The sequence below is a fragment of the Pseudomonas sp. B37(2017) genome (genome assembly GCF_002112885.1).
Classification (GTDB): domain Bacteria; phylum Pseudomonadota; class Gammaproteobacteria; order Pseudomonadales; family Pseudomonadaceae; genus Aquipseudomonas; species Aquipseudomonas paraglycinae.
Genome location: NZ_NEIX01000004.1, coordinates 37,974 through 55,565 on the forward strand (window position 1 = coordinate 37,974; position 17,592 = coordinate 55,565).

General features: G+C 59.8%; 17 protein-coding genes and 1 pseudogene. 6 read left to right on the forward strand and 12 right to left on the reverse strand.

The genetic code is table 11. The annotated features are described in order from the left end of the window. Positions 1-105: 105 nt before the first annotated feature. Positions 106-978 (reverse strand): LysR family transcriptional regulator, encoded by an 873-nt coding sequence (locus tag CAF90_RS12070; RefSeq protein ID WP_085606537.1) that lies wholly within the window; start codon positions 976-978, stop codon positions 106-108. Positions 979-1,099: 121 nt separating this feature from the next. Here CAF90_RS12070 and CAF90_RS12075 point away from each other — a divergent pair, with 121 nt between their 5' ends. The 3 genes from CAF90_RS12075 to CAF90_RS12085 all read left to right on the forward strand — a co-directional run bounded on the left by CAF90_RS12075 (position 1,100) and on the right by CAF90_RS12085 (position 3,805). Further along, positions 1,100-1,540: a PACE efflux transporter gene (locus CAF90_RS12075; RefSeq protein WP_064598890.1), complete on the forward strand. Its 441-nt coding sequence runs from the start codon at positions 1,100-1,102 to the stop codon at positions 1,538-1,540. Between the two features lie 125 nt (positions 1,541-1,665). Next, positions 1,666-3,087, forward strand: a complete 1,422-nt coding sequence (locus CAF90_RS12080) for an MFS transporter (RefSeq protein WP_085606539.1) — start codon at positions 1,666-1,668, stop codon at positions 3,085-3,087. A gap of 151 nt (positions 3,088-3,238) precedes the next feature. Continuing rightward, a complete protein-coding gene (locus CAF90_RS12085) occupies positions 3,239-3,805 on the forward strand; it encodes a hypothetical protein (protein WP_085606541.1) in 567 nt (188 codons plus the stop codon). A gap of 72 nt (positions 3,806-3,877) precedes the next feature. Here the strand turns inward: CAF90_RS12085 and CAF90_RS29860 are convergent, their stop codons facing one another. From CAF90_RS29860 to CAF90_RS12110, 6 genes and pseudogenes are all read right to left on the reverse strand, one after another. Further along, positions 3,878-4,417 carry a methyl-accepting chemotaxis protein gene (locus CAF90_RS29860; RefSeq protein WP_371915930.1) on the reverse strand — a complete coding sequence of 180 codons (540 nt, stop codon included), beginning with the start codon at positions 4,415-4,417 and terminating at the stop codon, positions 3,878-3,880. Between the two features lie 9 nt (positions 4,418-4,426). After that, positions 4,427-5,197, reverse strand: a pseudogene (locus CAF90_RS29865) (PAS domain-containing protein); the annotation flags it as partial. Between the two features lie 585 nt (positions 5,198-5,782). After that, positions 5,783-6,796 (reverse strand): ABC transporter substrate-binding protein, encoded by a 1,014-nt coding sequence (locus CAF90_RS12095; RefSeq protein WP_085606545.1) that lies wholly within the window; start codon positions 6,794-6,796, stop codon positions 5,783-5,785. Next, a complete protein-coding gene (locus CAF90_RS12100; protein WP_085606547.1) occupies positions 6,793-7,338 on the reverse strand; it encodes a sigma-70 family RNA polymerase sigma factor in 546 nt (181 codons plus the stop codon). Before CAF90_RS12100 ends, CAF90_RS12095 begins: the two co-directional genes overlap by 4 nt. A 127-nt stretch (positions 7,339-7,465) precedes the next feature. Continuing rightward, positions 7,466-8,257 carry a phosphate/phosphite/phosphonate ABC transporter substrate-binding protein gene (locus CAF90_RS12105; protein WP_085606549.1) on the reverse strand — a complete coding sequence of 264 codons (792 nt, stop codon included), beginning with the start codon at positions 8,255-8,257 and terminating at the stop codon, positions 7,466-7,468. A 7-nt stretch (positions 8,258-8,264) separates the two neighbouring features. Next, positions 8,265-9,206, reverse strand: coding sequence for a fatty acid desaturase (locus CAF90_RS12110; protein WP_085606552.1), 942 nt, complete (start codon positions 9,204-9,206; stop codon positions 8,265-8,267). A gap of 324 nt (positions 9,207-9,530) precedes the next feature. Here CAF90_RS12110 and CAF90_RS12115 point away from each other — a divergent pair, with 324 nt between their 5' ends. After that, positions 9,531-9,941: a GNAT family N-acetyltransferase gene (locus CAF90_RS12115; RefSeq protein WP_085606554.1), complete on the forward strand. Its 411-nt coding sequence runs from the start codon at positions 9,531-9,533 to the stop codon at positions 9,939-9,941. Positions 9,942-10,061: 120 nt separating this feature from the next. On the opposite strand, the gene def is transcribed toward CAF90_RS12115, so the two are convergent. From def to CAF90_RS12130, 3 genes are all read right to left on the reverse strand, one after another. Further along, on the reverse strand, positions 10,062-10,601 hold the full coding sequence (gene def / locus CAF90_RS12120; RefSeq protein WP_007951144.1) for a peptide deformylase: 540 nt from the start codon (positions 10,599-10,601) through the stop codon (positions 10,062-10,064). A 2-nt stretch (positions 10,602-10,603) separates the two neighbouring features. Continuing rightward, positions 10,604-11,554, reverse strand: coding sequence for a YihY/virulence factor BrkB family protein (locus tag CAF90_RS12125; protein WP_085606556.1), 951 nt, complete (start codon positions 11,552-11,554; stop codon positions 10,604-10,606). 177 nt (positions 11,555-11,731) lie between these two features. Then, complete coding sequence (locus CAF90_RS12130) at positions 11,732-11,923, reverse strand: CsbD family protein (protein WP_007951148.1); 192 nt, start codon at positions 11,921-11,923, stop codon at positions 11,732-11,734. Positions 11,924-12,121: 198 nt separating this feature from the next. On the opposite strand from CAF90_RS12130, the gene CAF90_RS12135 reads away from it, so the two are divergent. Continuing rightward, on the forward strand, positions 12,122-12,499 hold the full coding sequence (locus CAF90_RS12135) for a hypothetical protein (protein ID WP_007951149.1): 378 nt from the start codon (positions 12,122-12,124) through the stop codon (positions 12,497-12,499). Positions 12,500-12,667: 168 nt separating this feature from the next. Here the strand turns inward: CAF90_RS12135 and fadD1 are convergent, their stop codons facing one another. Continuing rightward, positions 12,668-14,365, reverse strand: a complete 1,698-nt coding sequence (gene fadD1 / locus CAF90_RS12140) for a long-chain-fatty-acid--CoA ligase FadD1 (RefSeq protein WP_085606558.1) — start codon at positions 14,363-14,365, stop codon at positions 12,668-12,670. Between the two features lie 346 nt (positions 14,366-14,711). After that, complete coding sequence (gene fadD2 / locus CAF90_RS12145; RefSeq protein WP_007951151.1) at positions 14,712-16,400, reverse strand: long-chain-fatty-acid--CoA ligase FadD2; 1,689 nt, start codon at positions 16,398-16,400, stop codon at positions 14,712-14,714. A 247-nt stretch (positions 16,401-16,647) separates the two neighbouring features. On the opposite strand from fadD2, the gene CAF90_RS12150 reads away from it, so the two are divergent. Beyond that, complete coding sequence (locus tag CAF90_RS12150; protein ID WP_085606561.1) at positions 16,648-17,592, forward strand: alpha/beta hydrolase; 945 nt, start codon at positions 16,648-16,650, stop codon at positions 17,590-17,592.

Genomic DNA, 17,592 nt, shown 5'->3' on the forward strand with positions numbered 1-17,592 from the left:
GTGGGAATGCCTCAACGGACGCTCCGCGTTCGGCTCTGGAAGGGACGCGGAGCGTCCCGGGCTGCATTCCCACGCGGAGCGTGGGAACGATCAACCGCCTAATGATCACTTCCCAAGCAACTCCACTAGCGCAAGCGCCCCCTTCTGCAGCGGCTGGCTCTTGAGCCACACTGCGTGCACCGGCAGCACCAGGCCGTTTTCGATATTGCGGAAGTTCAGGCGTTTCAGCCGTCCGCTATCGAGCCACGGCTGCACCACCGACAGCGGAAAATTGCCCCAGCCCAATCCCGCCTCGACCATTTCCAGCGCTGTTTCCAGGTTATCGGTGCGCCAGTGGGACTCGGCCACCAGCGGCCGGGTTTCGCTGATCGGCAAGTCGCGACTGCCGACCACGATCTGCCGCACATGCACCAGATCCTCGAGAAACAAATCCTGCCCCTGCAACAACGGGCTGTCCGCCGCCAGCGTGGCGATCATCCTTTCGCTGCCGACGAACTGAAAACGCTCCAGCACATTCACGCTCAACCCGGCGAACGCCAGGCACACGCTGATCCGACCACTGTGGAGCATCGCCAGCACATCATCCTGCGGCGCAGTCAGCACTTCGATGTCGAGCAGCGGATGGCGCTCGCTGAGGTCCTTGATCGCCGTCAGCAACCGTCGGCGATCGATATCCGCCGCTACACCAATCGACAACTTGCTCTCCAGCCCCAGCGACAACTGCACCGCATGCACCTGCAATTGCTTGAGCTGATCGGCGATCAACCGCGCATGGGGCACCAGCGACAATGCCATCGCCGTGGGTTGGGGTTCGCGATGGCTGCGATCAAACAGCGAGTAACCGAGATCGGCCTCGAGATTGCCGATGGCCATGCTCACCGCCGACGGGACTTTGCCCAATGCCCTGGCCGCGGCAGAAAACGAGCCGCGTTCGATCACCGCGAGAAACAGCTCGATGCTTTCGCTGTTGAAATTCACTTCTCACACCTATCAATAAAACTGAAAGCTACTGACTTTTTCTGTCACCTCTATTGAAGCTATCTTTCGTCGCCTTCGCCAGCCCCACTGGCCAAAAGTCGCAAGAAAGAGGCAATTCCCCATGCAAGGCGTCAAACGCAAACTGGTCTATGTGTCGCTCTATGAAGTGATCGGCATGACCTTCTCGGCCCTCGGCCTGGCCCTGTTGTCCGGCACTTCGCCCGGCAGCACCGGCCCGCTGGCGGTGATCATCACCACCATCGCCGTGACCTGGAACTTCATTTACACCTCGCTGTTCGAGCGCTGGGAAAGCCGCCAGGTGTCGCGAACCCGCACGGTGAAACGGCGTATCGCCCACGCCGTCGGGTTCCAGCTGACGCTGATCGTGTTCCTGATTCCACTGATCGCGTGGTGGATGAACATCAGTCTGGTGCAGGCCTTTTTGCTGGATCTGGCGCTGATCGTGTTCATCCCTTGCTACACCTTCGCGTTCAACTGGCTGTTCGATAAGGTGTTCGGCCTTCCGGCCTCGGCATTGCCGGATCCGCAGCCCGCGACATAAATCGTTAATTGGTAAGCGGATATTGCAAGAAATCGGCGGTTTTCCCGCGCCAACCGCCGATATAAACAATCCTTGATTTCCGATAGCAGGCTAAGCTTTTCCATCAATAAAAAATGGATCAGCCCATGACTGCACACGCCCCCGCCGCGCAACGCGACGGCATCGACCCGATACGCGCCGCCGAGATTTCCGCCCGCATCGACCGCCTCCCGGCAGTCGCCACGATCTGGCGGCTGGTGGCGCTGCTGTCGATCGGTGGTTTCTTCGAACTGTACGACCTGTTCCAGACCGCCTACATCAGCCCCGGCCTGATCCGCGACGGCATTTTCGCCACCGGCAATCAGGGCGTTTTCGGTTTCTCCGATCAGGCCGCGTTCGCCTCGGCAACGTTCCTCGGTTTGTTTCTCGGCGCCAGCCTGCTGAGCCCGATGGCGGATCGGTTCGGGCGGCGAGCGATCTTCACCTTCGCGCTGGTCTGGTACACCGTGGCCACGGTGCTGATGGGCGTGCAGAGTTCGGCGCTGGGGATCATCTGCATGCGTTTTCTGGTGGGCATCGGCCTCGGCATCGAGCTGGTGACCATCGACGCCTACCTCTCGGAACTGGTGCCCAAACGCATGCGCAGTTCGGCGTTTGCCTTCGCGTTTTTCGTGCAGTTCCTGTCGGTGCCGGCGGTGGCGCTGATGTCCTGGTGGCTGGTGCCGCAGGCGCCGTTCGGGGTGTCCGGCTGGCGTTGGGTGGTGTTGGCGAGCGCGGTGTTTGCGCTGTTCATCTGGTGGCTGCGCAAACGTCTGCCGGAGTCGCCGCGCTGGCTGGCCCAGCATGGCCGTTTCGATGAGGCAAACCGGATTCTCGATAACATCGAGGCGCGCTGCGAAAAAGATCACCGCCAGCCACTGGACGCACCGGAAGCGGTAGCCGTCGACGTCGAAGGCAAGGGCCGTTTCGCCGATATCTGGCAACCGCCGTACCGCCGCCGCGCGTTGATGCTGATTGTCTTCCACATCTTCCAGGCCATCGGATTCTTCGGCTTCGGTAACTGGTTGCCGGCGTTGCTCTCCGGTCAAGGCGTCAGCGTCACTCACAGCCTGATGTACGCGTTCATCATCACCCTCGCCTACCCGCTCGGGCCGTTGCTGTTCGTCAAATTCGCCAACCGCTTCGAGAACAAGTGGCAGATCGTCGGCTCGGCCCTCGGCGCCATGACTTTCGGCACCTTGTTCGCGTTGCAGACCAGCGCCTTCGGCCTGATTTTCTGCGGTGTGATGATCACCTTCTGCAACGCCTGGCTGAGCTTCAGTTATCACTCCTATCAGAGCGAACTGTTCCCCACCAACATCCGCGCCCGGGCGGTGGGGTTCTGCTATTCGTTCAGTCGTTTGTCGACGGTGTTCAGCAGCCTGTTGATCGGTCTGTTCCTTGATCACTTCGGCACACCGGGCGTGTTGGCGTTCATCGTCGCCAGCATGCTGATCGTGATGCTGACCATCGGCTACTTCGGCCCCCGCACCCGAAACCTGGCGCTGGAAAACATTGCCCATCGCTGACGGACAACGGTCATCCCCTGCCGCCCACCGGCAAGGGATGACCGCTTTGGCCGTTCACTTAAAAACAAACCATTGAAATAAAAGGACTTATTCGATAGGCACGGTAATTGCTGCCCAGGGCTGACAGTCATTACCTACAGGTTCATTCATCATGTTGGTCAGTGCAAAACAACAGCAAATCATCCACCTGCCCAAGCAGCTGAATGACGATGCAACCGCCACGGCCGCGGCCGGTCTGCAAGGCGGACTGCACGGCGCAATGCTGCAGACCCTGCAAAACCAGGCCCAGGCGCAAACCGCCGAAGCCACCGCCAAAGTGCAGGAATCGGCCACCCAACTGGCGACCCAGCAAGTCAGCGAAGCCACGCGCATCAGTGACAACGTCGACGAAGCGTTCGCCAAGACCCGCGTCGCCCTGCAAACCTCCGACACTTCGTCGACCAAATCCACAGGCTCATCGGCCCTGGACGAGTTCAAGGACTACATGAGCAAAACGCCGGAACAGCGTTTGCGCGACAGTATCCTCAAGGAAATGGGCCTGACTGAAGACGACATCAAAGCCATGCCGCCGGCTCAACAACTGGCCATCGGCAAAGAGATCGCCGAGCGCCTGCAGGACAAGATGAAGCTGGCCGAAGCCGAGAAGCAGAACAAGCAAGACGCCAACTCGACGAAGATCAGCGACGAGTCGGCAGACAAGTTCCTCGCTTCGCTCTGATTCGCCTCGATCTGAAAAGTGGCGCAATAAAAAAGGATCCCCACGGGGATCCTTTTTTCAGCCGTGAAATTGTCAATTCAACTGCAACGTCTCGTTGAACTGACTGATCGCATCCACCACATGCCGCGAGCCCTGCTGAATCTCCCGGATCGCATCCCCCGCCTCGTTCGCCAGTTCCACCCCGAGCCCGGTGCGGCTCAGGCTCGACTGCATGCTCGACACCGCACTCAACGACAACTCGTGGTTCCTGCGCACCACATCGACGATCTCAAGGGTTGCCTGACTGGTCCGCGCCGCGAGGCTGCGCACCTCGTCCGCCACCACCGCAAAACCGCGCCCGTGCTCACCCGCCCGCGCCGCTTCGATCGCCGCGTTGAGCGCCAGCAGGTTGGTCTGGTCGGCAATTCCGCGAATGGTCTGGACGATGGTGCCGATGATGTCCGACTGCTTGCTGACCGCATCGATACTCAGCGCCGCTTCGTTGAGGTCGCGGGAAATGTCCTGAATGATCTGCACCGTTTGCTGCACGACCTGTGAGCCTTTTTGCGCGCAGGCGTCGTTTTGTACCGAAGTGCTGTGGGCCGATTCCGCAGCGGTCTGCAAGGTGGTCATCTGGTGGGTGATGTCGCTGGCGAACTTCACCACTTTGTACAACCGACCCTTGGCGTCGAACAGCGGGTTGTAAGAGGCTTCGAGGTAAACGGTCTGCCCGGACTTGTTCTTGCGCTCGAAACGGTGCGAGTGATATTCGCCGCGATTGAGCGAGGCCCAGAACGCCTTGTATTGCGCGGATTCGGCTTCGACCCGGTGACAGAACAGACTGTGGTGATGGCCGACGATTTCGTTGAGCGAGTACTGCATGGTCTTGAGGAAGTTGTCGTTGGCCGTGATCACATTGCCTTCCGGGGTGAACTCGATCACTGCCATCGACCGGCCGATCGCCGCCAGCATGCTTTCTTCTTCCTTTTCCTTGTTCACTCGCGCGGTGATGTCCGCCGCCACTTTGATCACACTGCGGACCTGTTTGTCCGCGCCATACACCGGCATGTAGCTGGCTTCGAGCCAGATCTCCCGACCGCTTTTGTTCAAGCGCAGGAAAGTACCGCTGATGGGTTCGCCCCGGGCCAGGTCACGCCACAACTTGGCGTATTCCTCGCTGCGATAAAACTCCTCTTCACAAAAGACCCGGTGATGTTTGCCACGCACTTCTTCGGCGCTGTAGCCCATGGTCTTGCAGAAGTTGTCATTGGCATCCAGAACGATGCCCTCGGGGGTGAATTCGATCATTGCCATCGAACGGCTGATCGCCGCCAACTTGGCGTTGGCTTCGGTCAGGGCACAACTGAAGCGTTCGATTTCCTGCAGGTCAGCCTTGTGATGTAGGTTGAACATGTCTCTATCACCTTCCGCGCGGTTCTTTGATTTGATGAAAGTTCAGGTCTTTCAGAATCCACCACTACGTTCCACAGAACAGGCACACGCATTCCTCCACAGGAGGAAGTTGTCAGGTGATAAACGATGATTAATCAAAGAGTCCATGCAGCGACGCTCTAATCAAGACATCCTTCTCTTGATAGCCCGCGGGCGGGCCATTCCTAACATGCAGAAGAACTTCCATTTAAAAACAGCTCCTTGTCGGTCAAGTGTCGGTGCCTTGGATTGCGCACTCTGGCAGCTATGAGATCGGTAACCGCTAGCGGTCGGAGCCCATTGGATGGCGTTCGACATAGTTAGTTATGAATGAGCATAGACAGCGCAAAGCCTTGCGCAAGGCCACTAGTCGGCCAGTAATGCGGGAGTTCGGACAGGAAGCGGACGAGAAACGGTTCAGCGAATTTGTTTTGTTTGATCTACCGCTTTCGCGAGCAAGCTCGCTCCTACAGAGTCCTGCGCATGTTAAGACAAGCGCAACACCTGTGGGAGCGAGCTTGCTCGCGAAGACGGAGTAACAGCCGCTACAGAAATATCGGAAACGAACTACAGACTCCCACTCACCTTGTTCGCCACATCAACCGGCACCCAAGGCTTCCACACTTGTGGCTGATCGCGCAGGAACGCTTCGGCGACCTGGCGTGGTTGCTGGCGCTTCTCGCTCATCCCGGCCAGGGTCTGGTTCAGCAGATCGATCGGCAAATCGACTTTCTCAAAGAACGTCACCAGCTCCGGGTACTGCGCCTTGAACGGCGCCGACACGCCAATCGCCAGGCTCGCCGGCATCGAGCGGGTGCCTTTCGGGTTGGGGTTGTTGGCATCGGCCAGGGTTTTCCAGGCTTCGGCATCGAACGGCGGCTCCTCCAGTTTCACCAGTTTGAAGCGACCGAGCAGCGGCGTCGGCGACCAGTAGTAGAACAGCACCGGTTTGCCGCGCTTGATCGACGACGCCACCTCGGCATCCAGCGCCGCGCCGGAGCCGGTGCGGAAGTTGACGAAGCTGTCGTTCAGCGCATAGGCCTTGAGCTTCTGGCTGTTGACGATTTCCGAAGTCCAGCCGGTCGGGCTGTTGAGGAACCGCCCGCGGCTCGGGTCTTCCGGGTCCTTGAACACATCCTTGTAGCGCGGCAGGTCGGCCACCGATTTCAGCTCCGGCGCCAGCGCTTTGATGCCGCGCTCGGGGTCGCCCTTGATCACGTATTCCGGCACCCACCAGCCTTCGGTCGCGCCCTTCACCGTGTCGCCGAGGCCGAACACTTTGCCCTCGGCGGCAGCCTTGACCCACGCCGGACTGCGCCCGGCCCACTCTTCGCCGATCACCTGAATATCGTTTTTCGCCAGCGCTGCTTCCAGGCTGACGGTGCTACCCGGCAGCGTATCGGTCGGGTAACCGTAGCCTTTTTCGACGATCAGACGCAGCACTTCGGTGATGAAACTGCCGCTTTCCCAGGTGATGTCGCCGAAGTGGATCGGCGCGGCTTTTTCCGCTGCCACAACGTGGCCGGCAGTCAGGGTCAGGGCCAGCAGCGAACTGCCGAGCAGGGTTTTGATCGATCTCATGCGGACCTCTTGTTCTGGGAGGAAATCAGGGTTTGGTTGGCGCTATGGCGGTTGCACAGGGCCTGGGAACGGGTCATGTACATGCTCACCGAACGCTGGGAGATGCCCAGTTCGGCAGCGATTTGCGGGTAGGTCAGGCCGTCGAGGCGCGCCAGCAGAAAGGTCGAGCGCACCTTGCCCGGCAGGCGCTGGAGTGTCCGGTCCAAATGCTTGAGGCTCTGCGACAGGTCAGCGAGTTCTTCGGGAGACGGCGCGTGATCGAGGTCGCCTTGTTGCAGTTGATTCAGATGCCGACGCTCCAGATCGCCCCGCCGCCAGCGCTCATACAGCAAGCGTTGGGCAATGGTGGTGAGCAAGGCGCGAGGTTCGCGGATGGCGGTCAGGCCCGGCGCTTCGAGCAGTTGCGCGAAGGTTTCGGCGGCGATGTCTTCGGCGGCGGCCGCATCATTCGATTGCCGACGCAGACGTGTGCACAACCACTGGTAGTGGTCGCGAAACAACGTCTTCACATGATTGCGATGGGATGAGTCGGCGCCGGACATGGGGGCTCCTTGGTAAAGGGTCGCTGAATGTCCGGTCGTCCGGTGGCGCGATCCTAGCAAGGTGCCTTATGCGTTAAAAATACTTAAAAAGAATTTTTATATTCCATTAGTGAATTACTAGAAACCACTAACGTAAGCGGCCATAACCCAGCTCTTCGGCCTCACGCTGATAATCCAGCAGGACGAGGTAATCGCTTTCGCTGACGGGCAGGACCTCGGGCAAACCGAGGATGCGGGCCACGTCCGGCAAGTCTTGAAGGCTGCGGTTCATGGCCCGGCGCAGGTGTTCAATCTGCTCGTCCGTCGTGCCGGCTGCGGTGATAAAGGGCAAGGTCGGGCTGAACGCACTGCGCGCCACAACCCGCAACCCGCTGACCTCTACGGCGGCGTACTGCGCCAGGTACGCAAAGGTCACGCTGTCGACGGCCGCCAGATCGGCGCGGTCTTCGCGCAACCAGCGCAGGCTCTCGCGGTGACCGCCACTGATGCCGACCGAAGCGAAAAACTGACCGTCCCGGTGCAATGGGGCCAGACGCTGACGAAACAGGTTCATGCCGCTGTTGGAATCTTCGCTGTTGATCACCCCGTGGCTGTCGAAGAACTCCGCCAGACTGCGGCGCGGATCATCGGCGCGGGCAAGGATCAGGCTGCAATGGTTACCGGCGCTGGCGTCGGGCAATTCGTAGCGCGGACGGCCGACAATCCTCACCTGCCCACGCAGCGCGGTCATCAACGGATAGCCGCAGGTCTGGGTCAGCAGCAACTCAGGCGAACGCCAGAGTTCGAGCAGCGACAGGCCGTCGGCATCGAGCCGCGAACGGCCGAGGTGTTCGAGGATCCGCGCCAGCCACTGCTCGTTCGCCGCGCGGATCGGCTCGGGGGCGATGTACATCAACAGCTCTGCGTAACCTGACGTCACGGTGGCCTCAAATAAACGGATGCTGCGGGCTGTCGATCGGCTTGATGCCGTGCTGGCGCCACAATTGCCCATAACCTTGCACCAGAAATCCGCCGCTGCGCGCCACCCATTGCTCCCGGCGCATGCGGTAGGCCTCGGGCAAGTCGTACCACGAAAGCTTCGGCAAATCGTGATGCACCAGATGGAAATTCAGGTTCAGGAACAACCAGCGCCACGGCCATCCGGCCTCGTTGAGCACCGTGCGCTGCTCCGGTTGCGTGTGCGGCCGGTGTTCATAGTAGGAGCGAACCATCGCAATCGACAGCGCCGGCACGCTGATCGAAAACAGGTAATGCCAGACCGGCAACACGCTGTAGCGGGCGATGAAAAACAGCATCAGCACGGTCAGGGCGCCGTGGGTCAGCCACATCAGCCAGGCTTGGCGCTCGCCGTTTTTCAGACGTTGCAATTCTTCACCGGCCAGCGCCAGCAACGCCAGCGGCGCGCCAAGAATGAATCGGCCCAATACGGTTTTGTTCAGCCAGTGCAGGCTGCGTTCGAACAGCGAACTGCCCTGCCAGCGTTCGGCACTCAGGTAACGGCTTTCGGGATCGATACCGGGAATCGTCAGGTCTTCGTCGCGATGGTGCTGCAAATGGCTGTCGCGATAGAGCGTGTACGGATACCACACCGCGAATGGCGCGTAGCCGAGGATTTTGTTGACGAAGGTCCAGCGCGTCGGATGACCGTGGAGCAATTCGTGCTGCACCGACAGCCACAGCACCAGCAACGGAATCAGCAGCAGCGTGCTCCACCAGACGCCGAGCCGTTCGCTGCCCAGCACAATCGCGAACCAGCCGCCGTAGACGCCGATCAGCAGCAGCCAGGTCGGCCACTCGGTGCGGGCGGTGAAGCGCTGGCGCAGGGTTTCGATTTGCTGACGATGCTGATCGTCAAAGTAATGGGCCATGGCGTTGCTCGGAAAAGGAGTCCATTCCTTCTGTGCAACGACAACGGAAATTCTTGCAGATTATTTTTTAGGAGGTAGCGGGAGCCCGATTCCGAGCTCCCGAACGGCGTGATCAATGGCCAAAAATATCGACTTTCTTCGCCCTTTTCTCGTGGCGCTTCTCGATGGCGGTCTTGGCCGGTTTCTTCTTCGCGGCTTTCTTCGAATCCATACCTTTGGACATGATGCGTACTCCACTCAGAGGGGATGTGAGATCAGGTATACACCTATCCCGGCGGGCACGTTGTTTTATAATCCGCAGCTTTTGCACCGGCAGTCCGATTCATGACCGACATCCGTTTCAGCCAGCTCGACGACCTGTCCTGGCCCTTGATGAACAAGTTCTACCGCCAGCATCAATCGTCAATGAAAGCGGTGCGCGAGGCGCAATTGTGGGTGGCGCGGCGGGAGGAAATCGTGGCGGCGCTGTGTCTGCGGCCGGTGTTTGGCGGGCATTGGCTGACCGGGCTGTTTGTTGATCCGGCGTGCCGAGAGCAAGGCATCGCTGCGCAGTTGATTGCCGAAGCGGTGCAGAGCGTCGAGGCGCCGGTGTGGCTGTTCTGCCACCCGGACCTGCGCGGTTTCTACGAGCGGCGCGGCTTCACCTTCGACCCCGCCCTGCCCCAGGCGATGGCCGAGCGCTTGAGCCGTTATGCGCGGAGCAAACCGATGATTGCCATGGAGCTGGCACCGTAAAGATCAAATGTGGGAGCGGGCTTGCTCGCGAAGGCGTTGTGTCAGTCGCTGCATCGGTTGATTGACTCGACGCCTTCGCGAGCAAGCCCGCTCCCACAAAGATTGGCGATGTTCGGAAGATCAGTCGTCAGCGTTGGGATCGAGGTCCGGAAACATCACCTCAGTGAAACCGAACTTGCTGAAATCGGTAATGCGCGACGGGTACAGGCGCCCGATCAGGTGATCGCATTCATGCTGCACCACCCGCGCATGGAAGCCCGAAGCCACACGCACAATCGGCTCGCCCTTCGGATCGACGCCTTCGTAACGAATCTGCTGGTAACGATCCACCGCGCCCCGCAGGCCCGGCACTGACAGGCAGCCTTCAAAACCCTCTTCCATCAACGGGCTGAGCGGCGTGATCAGCGGATTGATCAGGATCGTCTGCGGCACCGCTTCGGCGTCCGGGTAGCGTTCGCTGTGCTCGAAACCAAAGATCACCAGTTGCAGATCAACGCCGATCTGCGGCGCGGCCAGGCCGACCCCGCCGACGCTTTCCATGGTCTGGAACATGTCGTCGATCAGTTGCCACAGTTCCGGACTGTCGAGCATTTCGGCGGGCACTGGCGGGGCGATGCGCAGCAGGCGCTCGTCGCCCATCTTCAGGATTTCACGGATCATGATCAGGCTTCGTCAGTGTTCGGCTTGAGCGAGTGATCGCGCCCAAGGCCGGAAACGTGTTGTTTGGGATGTTCATCGAGTTCGCCGGGGACTTTCTCGCCCGGATCCTTGCCCTCGCTGGACATGTGTTCGATCACCGCATTCATCTCTGCGCCGAGCAACAACACGGCGGCGGAAATGTAGAAATACAGCAACAGCACGATGATCGCACCGATGCTGCCATACATGGCGTTGTAGTTGGCGAAGGTCTTGACGTAGAACGCGAAACCCAATGACGCGATGATCCACACCACCACCGCCAGCACCGAACCAGGCGTGATGAAGCGGAATTCCTGTTTGACGTCGGGCATCACGTAGTAGATCAACGCCACGGCCACCATCATCAGGATCACGATCACCGGCCAGCGGGCGATGGTCCACAAGGTGACGATGACTTCTTCCAGCCCGACCTGCGCGGCGATCCAGCCCATCACCTGCGGGCCGAGCACCATCAGCGCCGCGGCCACCAGCAACATGCCAGCGATGCCGACGGTGTAGATGATCGACAGCGGGAAGCGCTTCCACAGGGGCCGGCCCTCGACCACGTCGTAGGCGGCGTTCATCGCGCTCATCATCAGGCGCACACCGGCGGACGCGGTGTACAGGGCGATGACGATACCCACCGAAAGCAGGCCGCCCTTGGACTGCTGCAGTTGATCGATCACCGGGTTGACCTGTTCCAGCGCCTGGGGCGGCAGGACCAGTTCCGATTGCAGGCGCAGCCAGGAGAAGAAGTCCGGCAGGTGCAGGAAACCGATCAGGGCAATCAGAAACAGAATGAACGGGAACAGCGAGAACAGCATCTGGTAGGCCAGTGCCGAGGCATAGGTCGACATCTCGTCGTCGACGAATTCAGTGACCGTGCGCACCATCACCCGGTGCAGGGGCAGACCTTTCATGTCCGGAAAAATCATTCGCGTCTCCTTTCGCCGCAAAACAGGTTGAAGTCGTGGCGACTCAGGGGCCGTTTTTCTCTCATCAAAGTAGCTTACTTGGCGACTTTGAAACACTGTGATCCGTGACCGCATATGAACGGGACACGAAAACGGCCATCCTTGGATGGCCGCTTCGTTGTTTCGTTCAAGGCTCGATCAAGCCTTGTCGACGCCTTTCTTGATCGCGTCCTTGGCTTTGCCCACCGCTTGCTGGGCCTCGCCTTTCTTCTCTTGCAGTTTGCCTTCGGCTTGCAGCTTCTGGTTGTCGGTGGCTTTGCCGACACCTTGCTTGACGTTGCCGACCGCTTCGTTGGCCATGCCTTTTACTTTATCGCCTGTGCTACTCATGGTGTTTCTCCTTGGTGCATTGAAGGGGAAAAGTCAGTACGTAACGATTGACTGGCCCGGTTTGCGCCAAGTTTCATTTATTTTCAGGGCTTCATTTCGTCGCGGCGTGCAGGTTGGGCTTTATGTTTGCGAGCGTTCCCCCGAGAATGCCCACCATAAGGGCGCCACGCGCCACAGAACCGATCCCGCAGGAATGTTATGAAACTCGATAAAAAGCAGGCCATCGCCCGTCGCAACCAGGAACTGGGCGGTGCCGTGCTCGGCACCAACAATTGCCACTTCGCCGAACTGAACCGCAACCGCAACATCTGGTGGTTCGACTTGCCGGTGTCACGCCTGGCGATCGGTCAGTACGAGTGGATTCACCTGTTGATGCACACCCCGGCCACCGACGAACTGCTGCACCTGAAAGTGCCGACCGTGTTCCTGCGCGAAAAACTCGAAGGCCTGGTGATCCGTAACGAAGGCAAGCGCAAGGCTGCCCTGAGCCTGGAACTGAGCGCCGACAAGGACTCGTACCTGCAGGACATGCGCCCGGCGGGCACCAATGTGAACTTCGCGCCGTTCCGCCAATAAGACACTCACGCTGATCGTTCCCACGCTCTGCGTGGGAATGCCGCCCCGGACGCTCCGCGTCCAGCACGGCAGGGACGCAGAGCGTCCCGGGATGCGTTACCACGCAGAGCGTGGGAACGATCAAGCGGTAAACCAACAAAAAGCCCCGCATCTGCGGGGCTTTTTGTTTTATGCGGCGCTCTTCGCCTTGATCTTCTTCAGCTCTTCGTCGCGCAGTTCGCGGCGCAGGATCTTGCCGACGTTGGTGGTCGGCAGCGCATCGCGGAACTCCACCGAACGCGGCACCTTGTAGCCGGTGACGTTGGCGCGCATGTGCTCCATCACCTGTTCCTTGGTCAGGGTGACGCCCGGTTTGGCGACGATGAAGATCTTGATCGCCTCGCCGGATTTCTCGTCCGGAATGCCGATGGCCGCGCACTGCAACACGCCCGGCAGGGCCGCCAGCACGTCTTCCAGTTCGTTCGGGTAGACGTTGAAACCGGAGACCAGGATCATGTCTTTCTTGCGATCGACGATGCGCATGTAGCCGTCCGGCTGGATCAGCGCGATGTCACCGGTCTTCAGCCAGCCTTCGCTGTCGAGCATTTCATCGGTGGCTTCCTGACGCTGCCAGTAGCCCTTCATCACTTGCGGGCCCTTGACGCACAGCTCGCCGATTTCGCCCAGCGGCTGCTCGACACCGGCGTCGTCGATGACTTTGCACAGGGTCGACGGTACCGGAATGCCGATGGTGCCGATCTGGATGTTCTGGATCGGGTTGACCGTGGCCACCGGACTGGTTTCGGTCATGCCGTAACCTTCGCAGATCGGGCAACCGGTGACCGCTTTCCAGCGCTCGGCTGCTGCCAGTTGCAGGGCCATGCCGCCGGACAGGGTGACTTTCAGCGCCGAGAAATCCAGCTTGCGGAAACCTTCGTTGTTGCACAGGGCCACGAACAGCGTGTTGAGGCCGACGAAGCCGCTGAACTTCCACTTCGACAGTTCCTTGACCATCGCCGGCAGGTCGCGCGGGTTGCTGATCAGGATGTTGTGGTTGCCGATCAGCATCATCGCCATGCAATGAAAGGTGAACGCATAGATGTGGTACAGCGGCAGCGGGGTGATCAGGATCTCGCAACCTTCATTGAGGTTGGAACCCATCAGCGCCTTGCACTGCAGCATGTTGGCAACGAGGTTGCGATGGGTGAGCATCGCGCCCTTGGCTACGCCGGTGGTGCCGCCGGTGTATTGCAGCACCGCAACATCGCCGCTGTCCGGGTTGGCTTCGGCGACCGGCTGACCCTGGCCCTTGCTCAGCACGTCGTTGAACTTGACGGCTTTTGGCAGGTGATAGGCCGGAACCATTTTTTTCACGTACTTGATGACGCTGTTGATCAGCAGGCGCTTGATCGGCGGCAGCAGGTCGGCGACTTCGGTGACGATGACGTGTTTGACGCCGGTTTTCGGCACCACGGCTTCGGCCAGGTGCGCCATGTTCGCCAGGCACACCAGCGCCTTGGCACCGGAGTCGTTGAATTGGTGTTCCATTTCCCGCGCGGTGTACAGCGGGTTGGTGTTGACCACGATCAGCCCGGCGCGAATGGCACCGAAGACGGCGACCGGGTACTGCAACACGTTGGGCAGTTGCACGGCGATTCGATCACCGGGCTGCAAATCGGTATGCTGTTGCAGATAAGCGGCAAACGCACCGGACAATTCGTACAGTTCACCGTAAGTGATGGTCTTGCCCAGGTTGCTGAACGCCGGTTTGTCGGCGAAGCGTTGGCAGGATTGCTTCAACACTGCCTGAATATTCGGGTACTCGTCTGGATTGATGTCGGCAGCAATTCCAGCGGGGTACTTATCCTTCCAAAAGTCTTCGATCATGGAAGCCCACTCCTCAGCAACGCGAATTCAGCACCGCATTTGATGCGATTATTATTGGTGTTTGTTTATTGGTGAGTCTGGCTTTTTACAAGGCCGAGAAGTCACAAAGCGCGCCGAGAGTAGCAGCTTTGCCAAGGGTCGACTAGAGCCAAAAGCGGCCCCTACAGTCATTTTCATGACTCAAGAACTACTGGCAGTCATTTTAGAGCAAAAATCCTATAACACCTTGAAAGTCCCGGTTTTCAGGGTCTGTAAACAAAAAATCGCGAGCAGGCTCGCTCCCACAGAATCATCGATGACCCTGTGGGAGCGAGCCTGCTCGCGATTGTGCGAAGCGCAGTTCCTTTTAGGCGATATCGCGCAACTCTCTGCGCAGGATTTTCCCGACAGGCGTCATCGGCAACGACTCACGCAGCACGATGTGTTTCGGCACCTTGTACGCCGTGAAATTCTCTTTGCAGTAAGCCTTCAGCTCTTCCAAGCTCACGCCGGTTTCCCGCGCCACCACAAACAGCTTCACCGCTTCCCCGGAACGCTCGTCCGGCACACCGATCACCGCGCAGTTGGCGACTTTCGGGTGAGCCATCACCACGTCTTCGATCTCGTTCGGATACACGTTGAAACCCGAGACGATGATCATGTCCTTCTTGCGGTCGACGATGCGCACGAACCCGTCCGGGTCGATCACCGCGATGTCGCCGGACTTGAACCAGCCCTCGGCATCCAGCACTTCGGCGGTGGCCTCGGGTTTCTGCCAGTAGCCTTTCATGATCTGCGGGCCCTTGATGCACAGCTCGCCGCGCTCGCCCAGAGGTTGCTCGACGCCGTCGTCATTGATGACTTTCAAGCGGGTGCCCGGCACCGGCAGGCCGACCGTGCCGATCCGCGACAGCTCGCCGTACGGGTTGGTGCAGGCCACCGGCGAGGTTTCGGTCAGACCGTAACCTTCGGTAATCCGGCAACCGGTGATCTGCTCCCAACGCTCGGCGGTGGCCTTGACCAGCGCGGTGCCGCCGGAGTTGGTGAGCTTGAGCGTGGAGAAATCCAGGGTCTTGAAGTCCGGATGATCCATCAACGCGACAAACAGCGTGTTGAGCCCCAGCAGCGCCGAGAACTTCCAGTTCTTCAGCTCCTTGATGAAGCCGCCGATGTCACGCGGGTTGGTGATCAATACGTTGTGGTTGCCCGACACCATCATGCACATGCAATTCGCGGTGAAGGCATAGATGTGGTACAGCGGCAGCGGCGCGATCATCACCTCCTGCCCTTCGCGCAACAACGGCTGGCCGTCGCTGCCGAACTGACCGAGACAGGCGCGCACCTGCTGCATGTTCGCCACCAGATTGCCGTGGGTCAGCATCGCGCCCTTGGCCAGGCCGGTGGTGCCGCCGGTGTATTGCAGGACGGCGATGTCGTCCAGGCCGACCTTCAACGGCTTGATGCCCAGGCCCCGGCCCATGCGCAGCGCACTCTTGAAGGAAATCGCCTGGGGCAGCGAATACGCCGGCACCATTTTCTTCACTTTGCTGACCACGGTGTTGACCAGCCAGCCTTTGGCGGTGGGCATCAGATCGCCCATCTTCGCTTCGATCAGGTACTGGATGTCGGTGTCCGGCAGCACTTCCTGAACCTTCTGGCCGAACATGTTCAGGTACACCAGCGCCCGGGCGCCGGAGTCCTTGAACTGGTGACGCATCTCCCGCGCGGTGTACAGCGGGTTGGTGTTGACCACGATCAACCCGGCACGCAGGGCGCCGAACACGGCAATCGGATAATGCAGGACATTGGGCATCTGCACCGCGATGCGATCCCCCGGCACCAGATCGGTGTGGGCTTGCAGATAACCGGCGAACGCGGCGCTCTGGCGCTCCAGCTCGGCGTAGGTCAGGGTCACGCCCATGTTGCTGAACGCCGGGCGATCAGCGAATTTCTTGCAGGAACGCTCGAACACCTCGATCACCGACTTGAATTCACCCGCGTCGATGTCCAGGGGTACGCCCGCCGGGCGTTTGTCATTCCAGAAATCAGGTTGCATTGTTCTTGTCCTCTTTACCTGAGCCGATCCGGGGCCGCTTCGCTGTCATTTCTTTCTGTCCCTGAAAAAGCCGAGAGCAAAAAGCGGGGCTTCACGGACACTAGCAGCTATGGTCAATCAGGCAAATATGGGCAAGGTCGTCATTGATCGTGTGAATCTTCCTGCCGTGGCGTGAGCTGATCGGACGCGCTATACAATGCAACCTCTGCAAGACGCTTCAGCAAAACAGGCCGCAAAAGGAATCGCCATGATCCACGACACCTTCTGGCTGGACGCGAGTGACCGCAGCCGCCTCTTCGTCAACCTGTGGCTGCCGAACGCGCCGCTGAAGGCGGTGATTCTGCTGGCCCACGGCATGGCAGAACACAGCGCCCGCTACGCACGGCTGGCAGAGGCGTTCTGCGCCGAAGGCTACGGTGTGTACGCGCTTGATCAGCGCGGCCATGGCAAAACTGCCGATCATGGGACGCTCGGGCATTTCGCCGATGATGATGGCTGGTGCAAGGTGGTTGGAGATATCGCGAGCCTCAACCAGTTCCTCGGCCAGCGTCATCCGGAGGTGCCGATCGTGCTGCTCGGGCACAGCATGGGCAGCTACATTGCCCAGGCTTATTTACTGCATCACAGCGCCAGCCTGCACGGCGCTATTCTCAGTGGCTCGAATTTCCAGCCGGTTGCGCTGTATCGCGCGGCCCGGCAGATCGCCCGGTTTGAAAAGCTGCGCCAGGGCGCCAAGGGTCGCAGCGCACTGATCGAGTGGCTGTCGTTCGGCTCGTTCAACAATAAATTCAAACCGGCGCGCACCGCGTTTGACTGGCTGAGTCGCGACCCGGCCGAGGTCGACAAGTACGCCACCGACCCGCTGTGTGGCTTTCGCTGCACCAATCAACTGTGGATCGACCTGCTCGGCGGGTTGCAGCAAATCAGCAAAGCGTCCAATCTCGCCCAGATCGATCCGGGCCTGCCGCTGCTGGTGATCGGCGGCGAATGTGATCCGGTGAGCGAAGGCAAGCGTCTGACTGATCTGGCCAACGCCTTGCGCGCGGCCGGCAGCCAGAACCTGCAACTGAAGATCTACCCGCAGGCGCGGCACGAATTGTTCAACGAGAGCAACCGCGACGAAGTGACCGCCGATGTGCTGGTCTGGATCGACCAGGCCCTGAGCCATCGCCGGCCGCACCGCAGCGAATAA

Coding starts and splice junctions, on each gene's coding strand:
- fadD1 (WP_085606558.1), bottom strand. CDS start 14,365: ATGATCGAAGACTTTTGGAAGGATAAGTACCCCGCTGGAATTGCTGCC.
- CAF90_RS12085 (WP_085606541.1), top strand. CDS start 3,239: ATGTTGGTCAGTGCAAAACAACAGCAAATCATCCACCTGCCCAAGCAG.
- def (WP_007951144.1), bottom strand. CDS start 10,601: ATGATCCGTGAAATCCTGAAGATGGGCGACGAGCGCCTGCTGCGCATC.
- CAF90_RS29860 (WP_371915930.1), bottom strand. CDS start 4,417: ATGACCACCTTGCAGACCGCTGCGGAATCGGCCCACAGCACTTCGGTA.
- CAF90_RS12095 (WP_085606545.1), bottom strand. CDS start 6,796: ATGAGATCGATCAAAACCCTGCTCGGCAGTTCGCTGCTGGCCCTGACC.
- CAF90_RS12115 (WP_085606554.1), top strand. CDS start 9,531: ATGACCGACATCCGTTTCAGCCAGCTCGACGACCTGTCCTGGCCCTTG.
- CAF90_RS12135 (WP_007951149.1), top strand. CDS start 12,122: ATGAAACTCGATAAAAAGCAGGCCATCGCCCGTCGCAACCAGGAACTG.
- CAF90_RS12110 (WP_085606552.1), bottom strand. CDS start 9,206: ATGGCCCATTACTTTGACGATCAGCATCGTCAGCAAATCGAAACCCTG.
- CAF90_RS12100 (WP_085606547.1), bottom strand. CDS start 7,338: ATGTCCGGCGCCGACTCATCCCATCGCAATCATGTGAAGACGTTGTTT.
- CAF90_RS12075 (WP_064598890.1), top strand. CDS start 1,100: ATGCAAGGCGTCAAACGCAAACTGGTCTATGTGTCGCTCTATGAAGTG.
- CAF90_RS12125 (WP_085606556.1), bottom strand. CDS start 11,554: ATGATTTTTCCGGACATGAAAGGTCTGCCCCTGCACCGGGTGATGGTG.
- fadD2 (WP_007951151.1), bottom strand. CDS start 16,400: ATGCAACCTGATTTCTGGAATGACAAACGCCCGGCGGGCGTACCCCTG.
- CAF90_RS12080 (WP_085606539.1), top strand. CDS start 1,666: ATGACTGCACACGCCCCCGCCGCGCAACGCGACGGCATCGACCCGATA.
- CAF90_RS12150 (WP_085606561.1), top strand. CDS start 16,648: ATGATCCACGACACCTTCTGGCTGGACGCGAGTGACCGCAGCCGCCTC.
- CAF90_RS12130 (WP_007951148.1), bottom strand. CDS start 11,923: ATGAGTAGCACAGGCGATAAAGTAAAAGGCATGGCCAACGAAGCGGTC.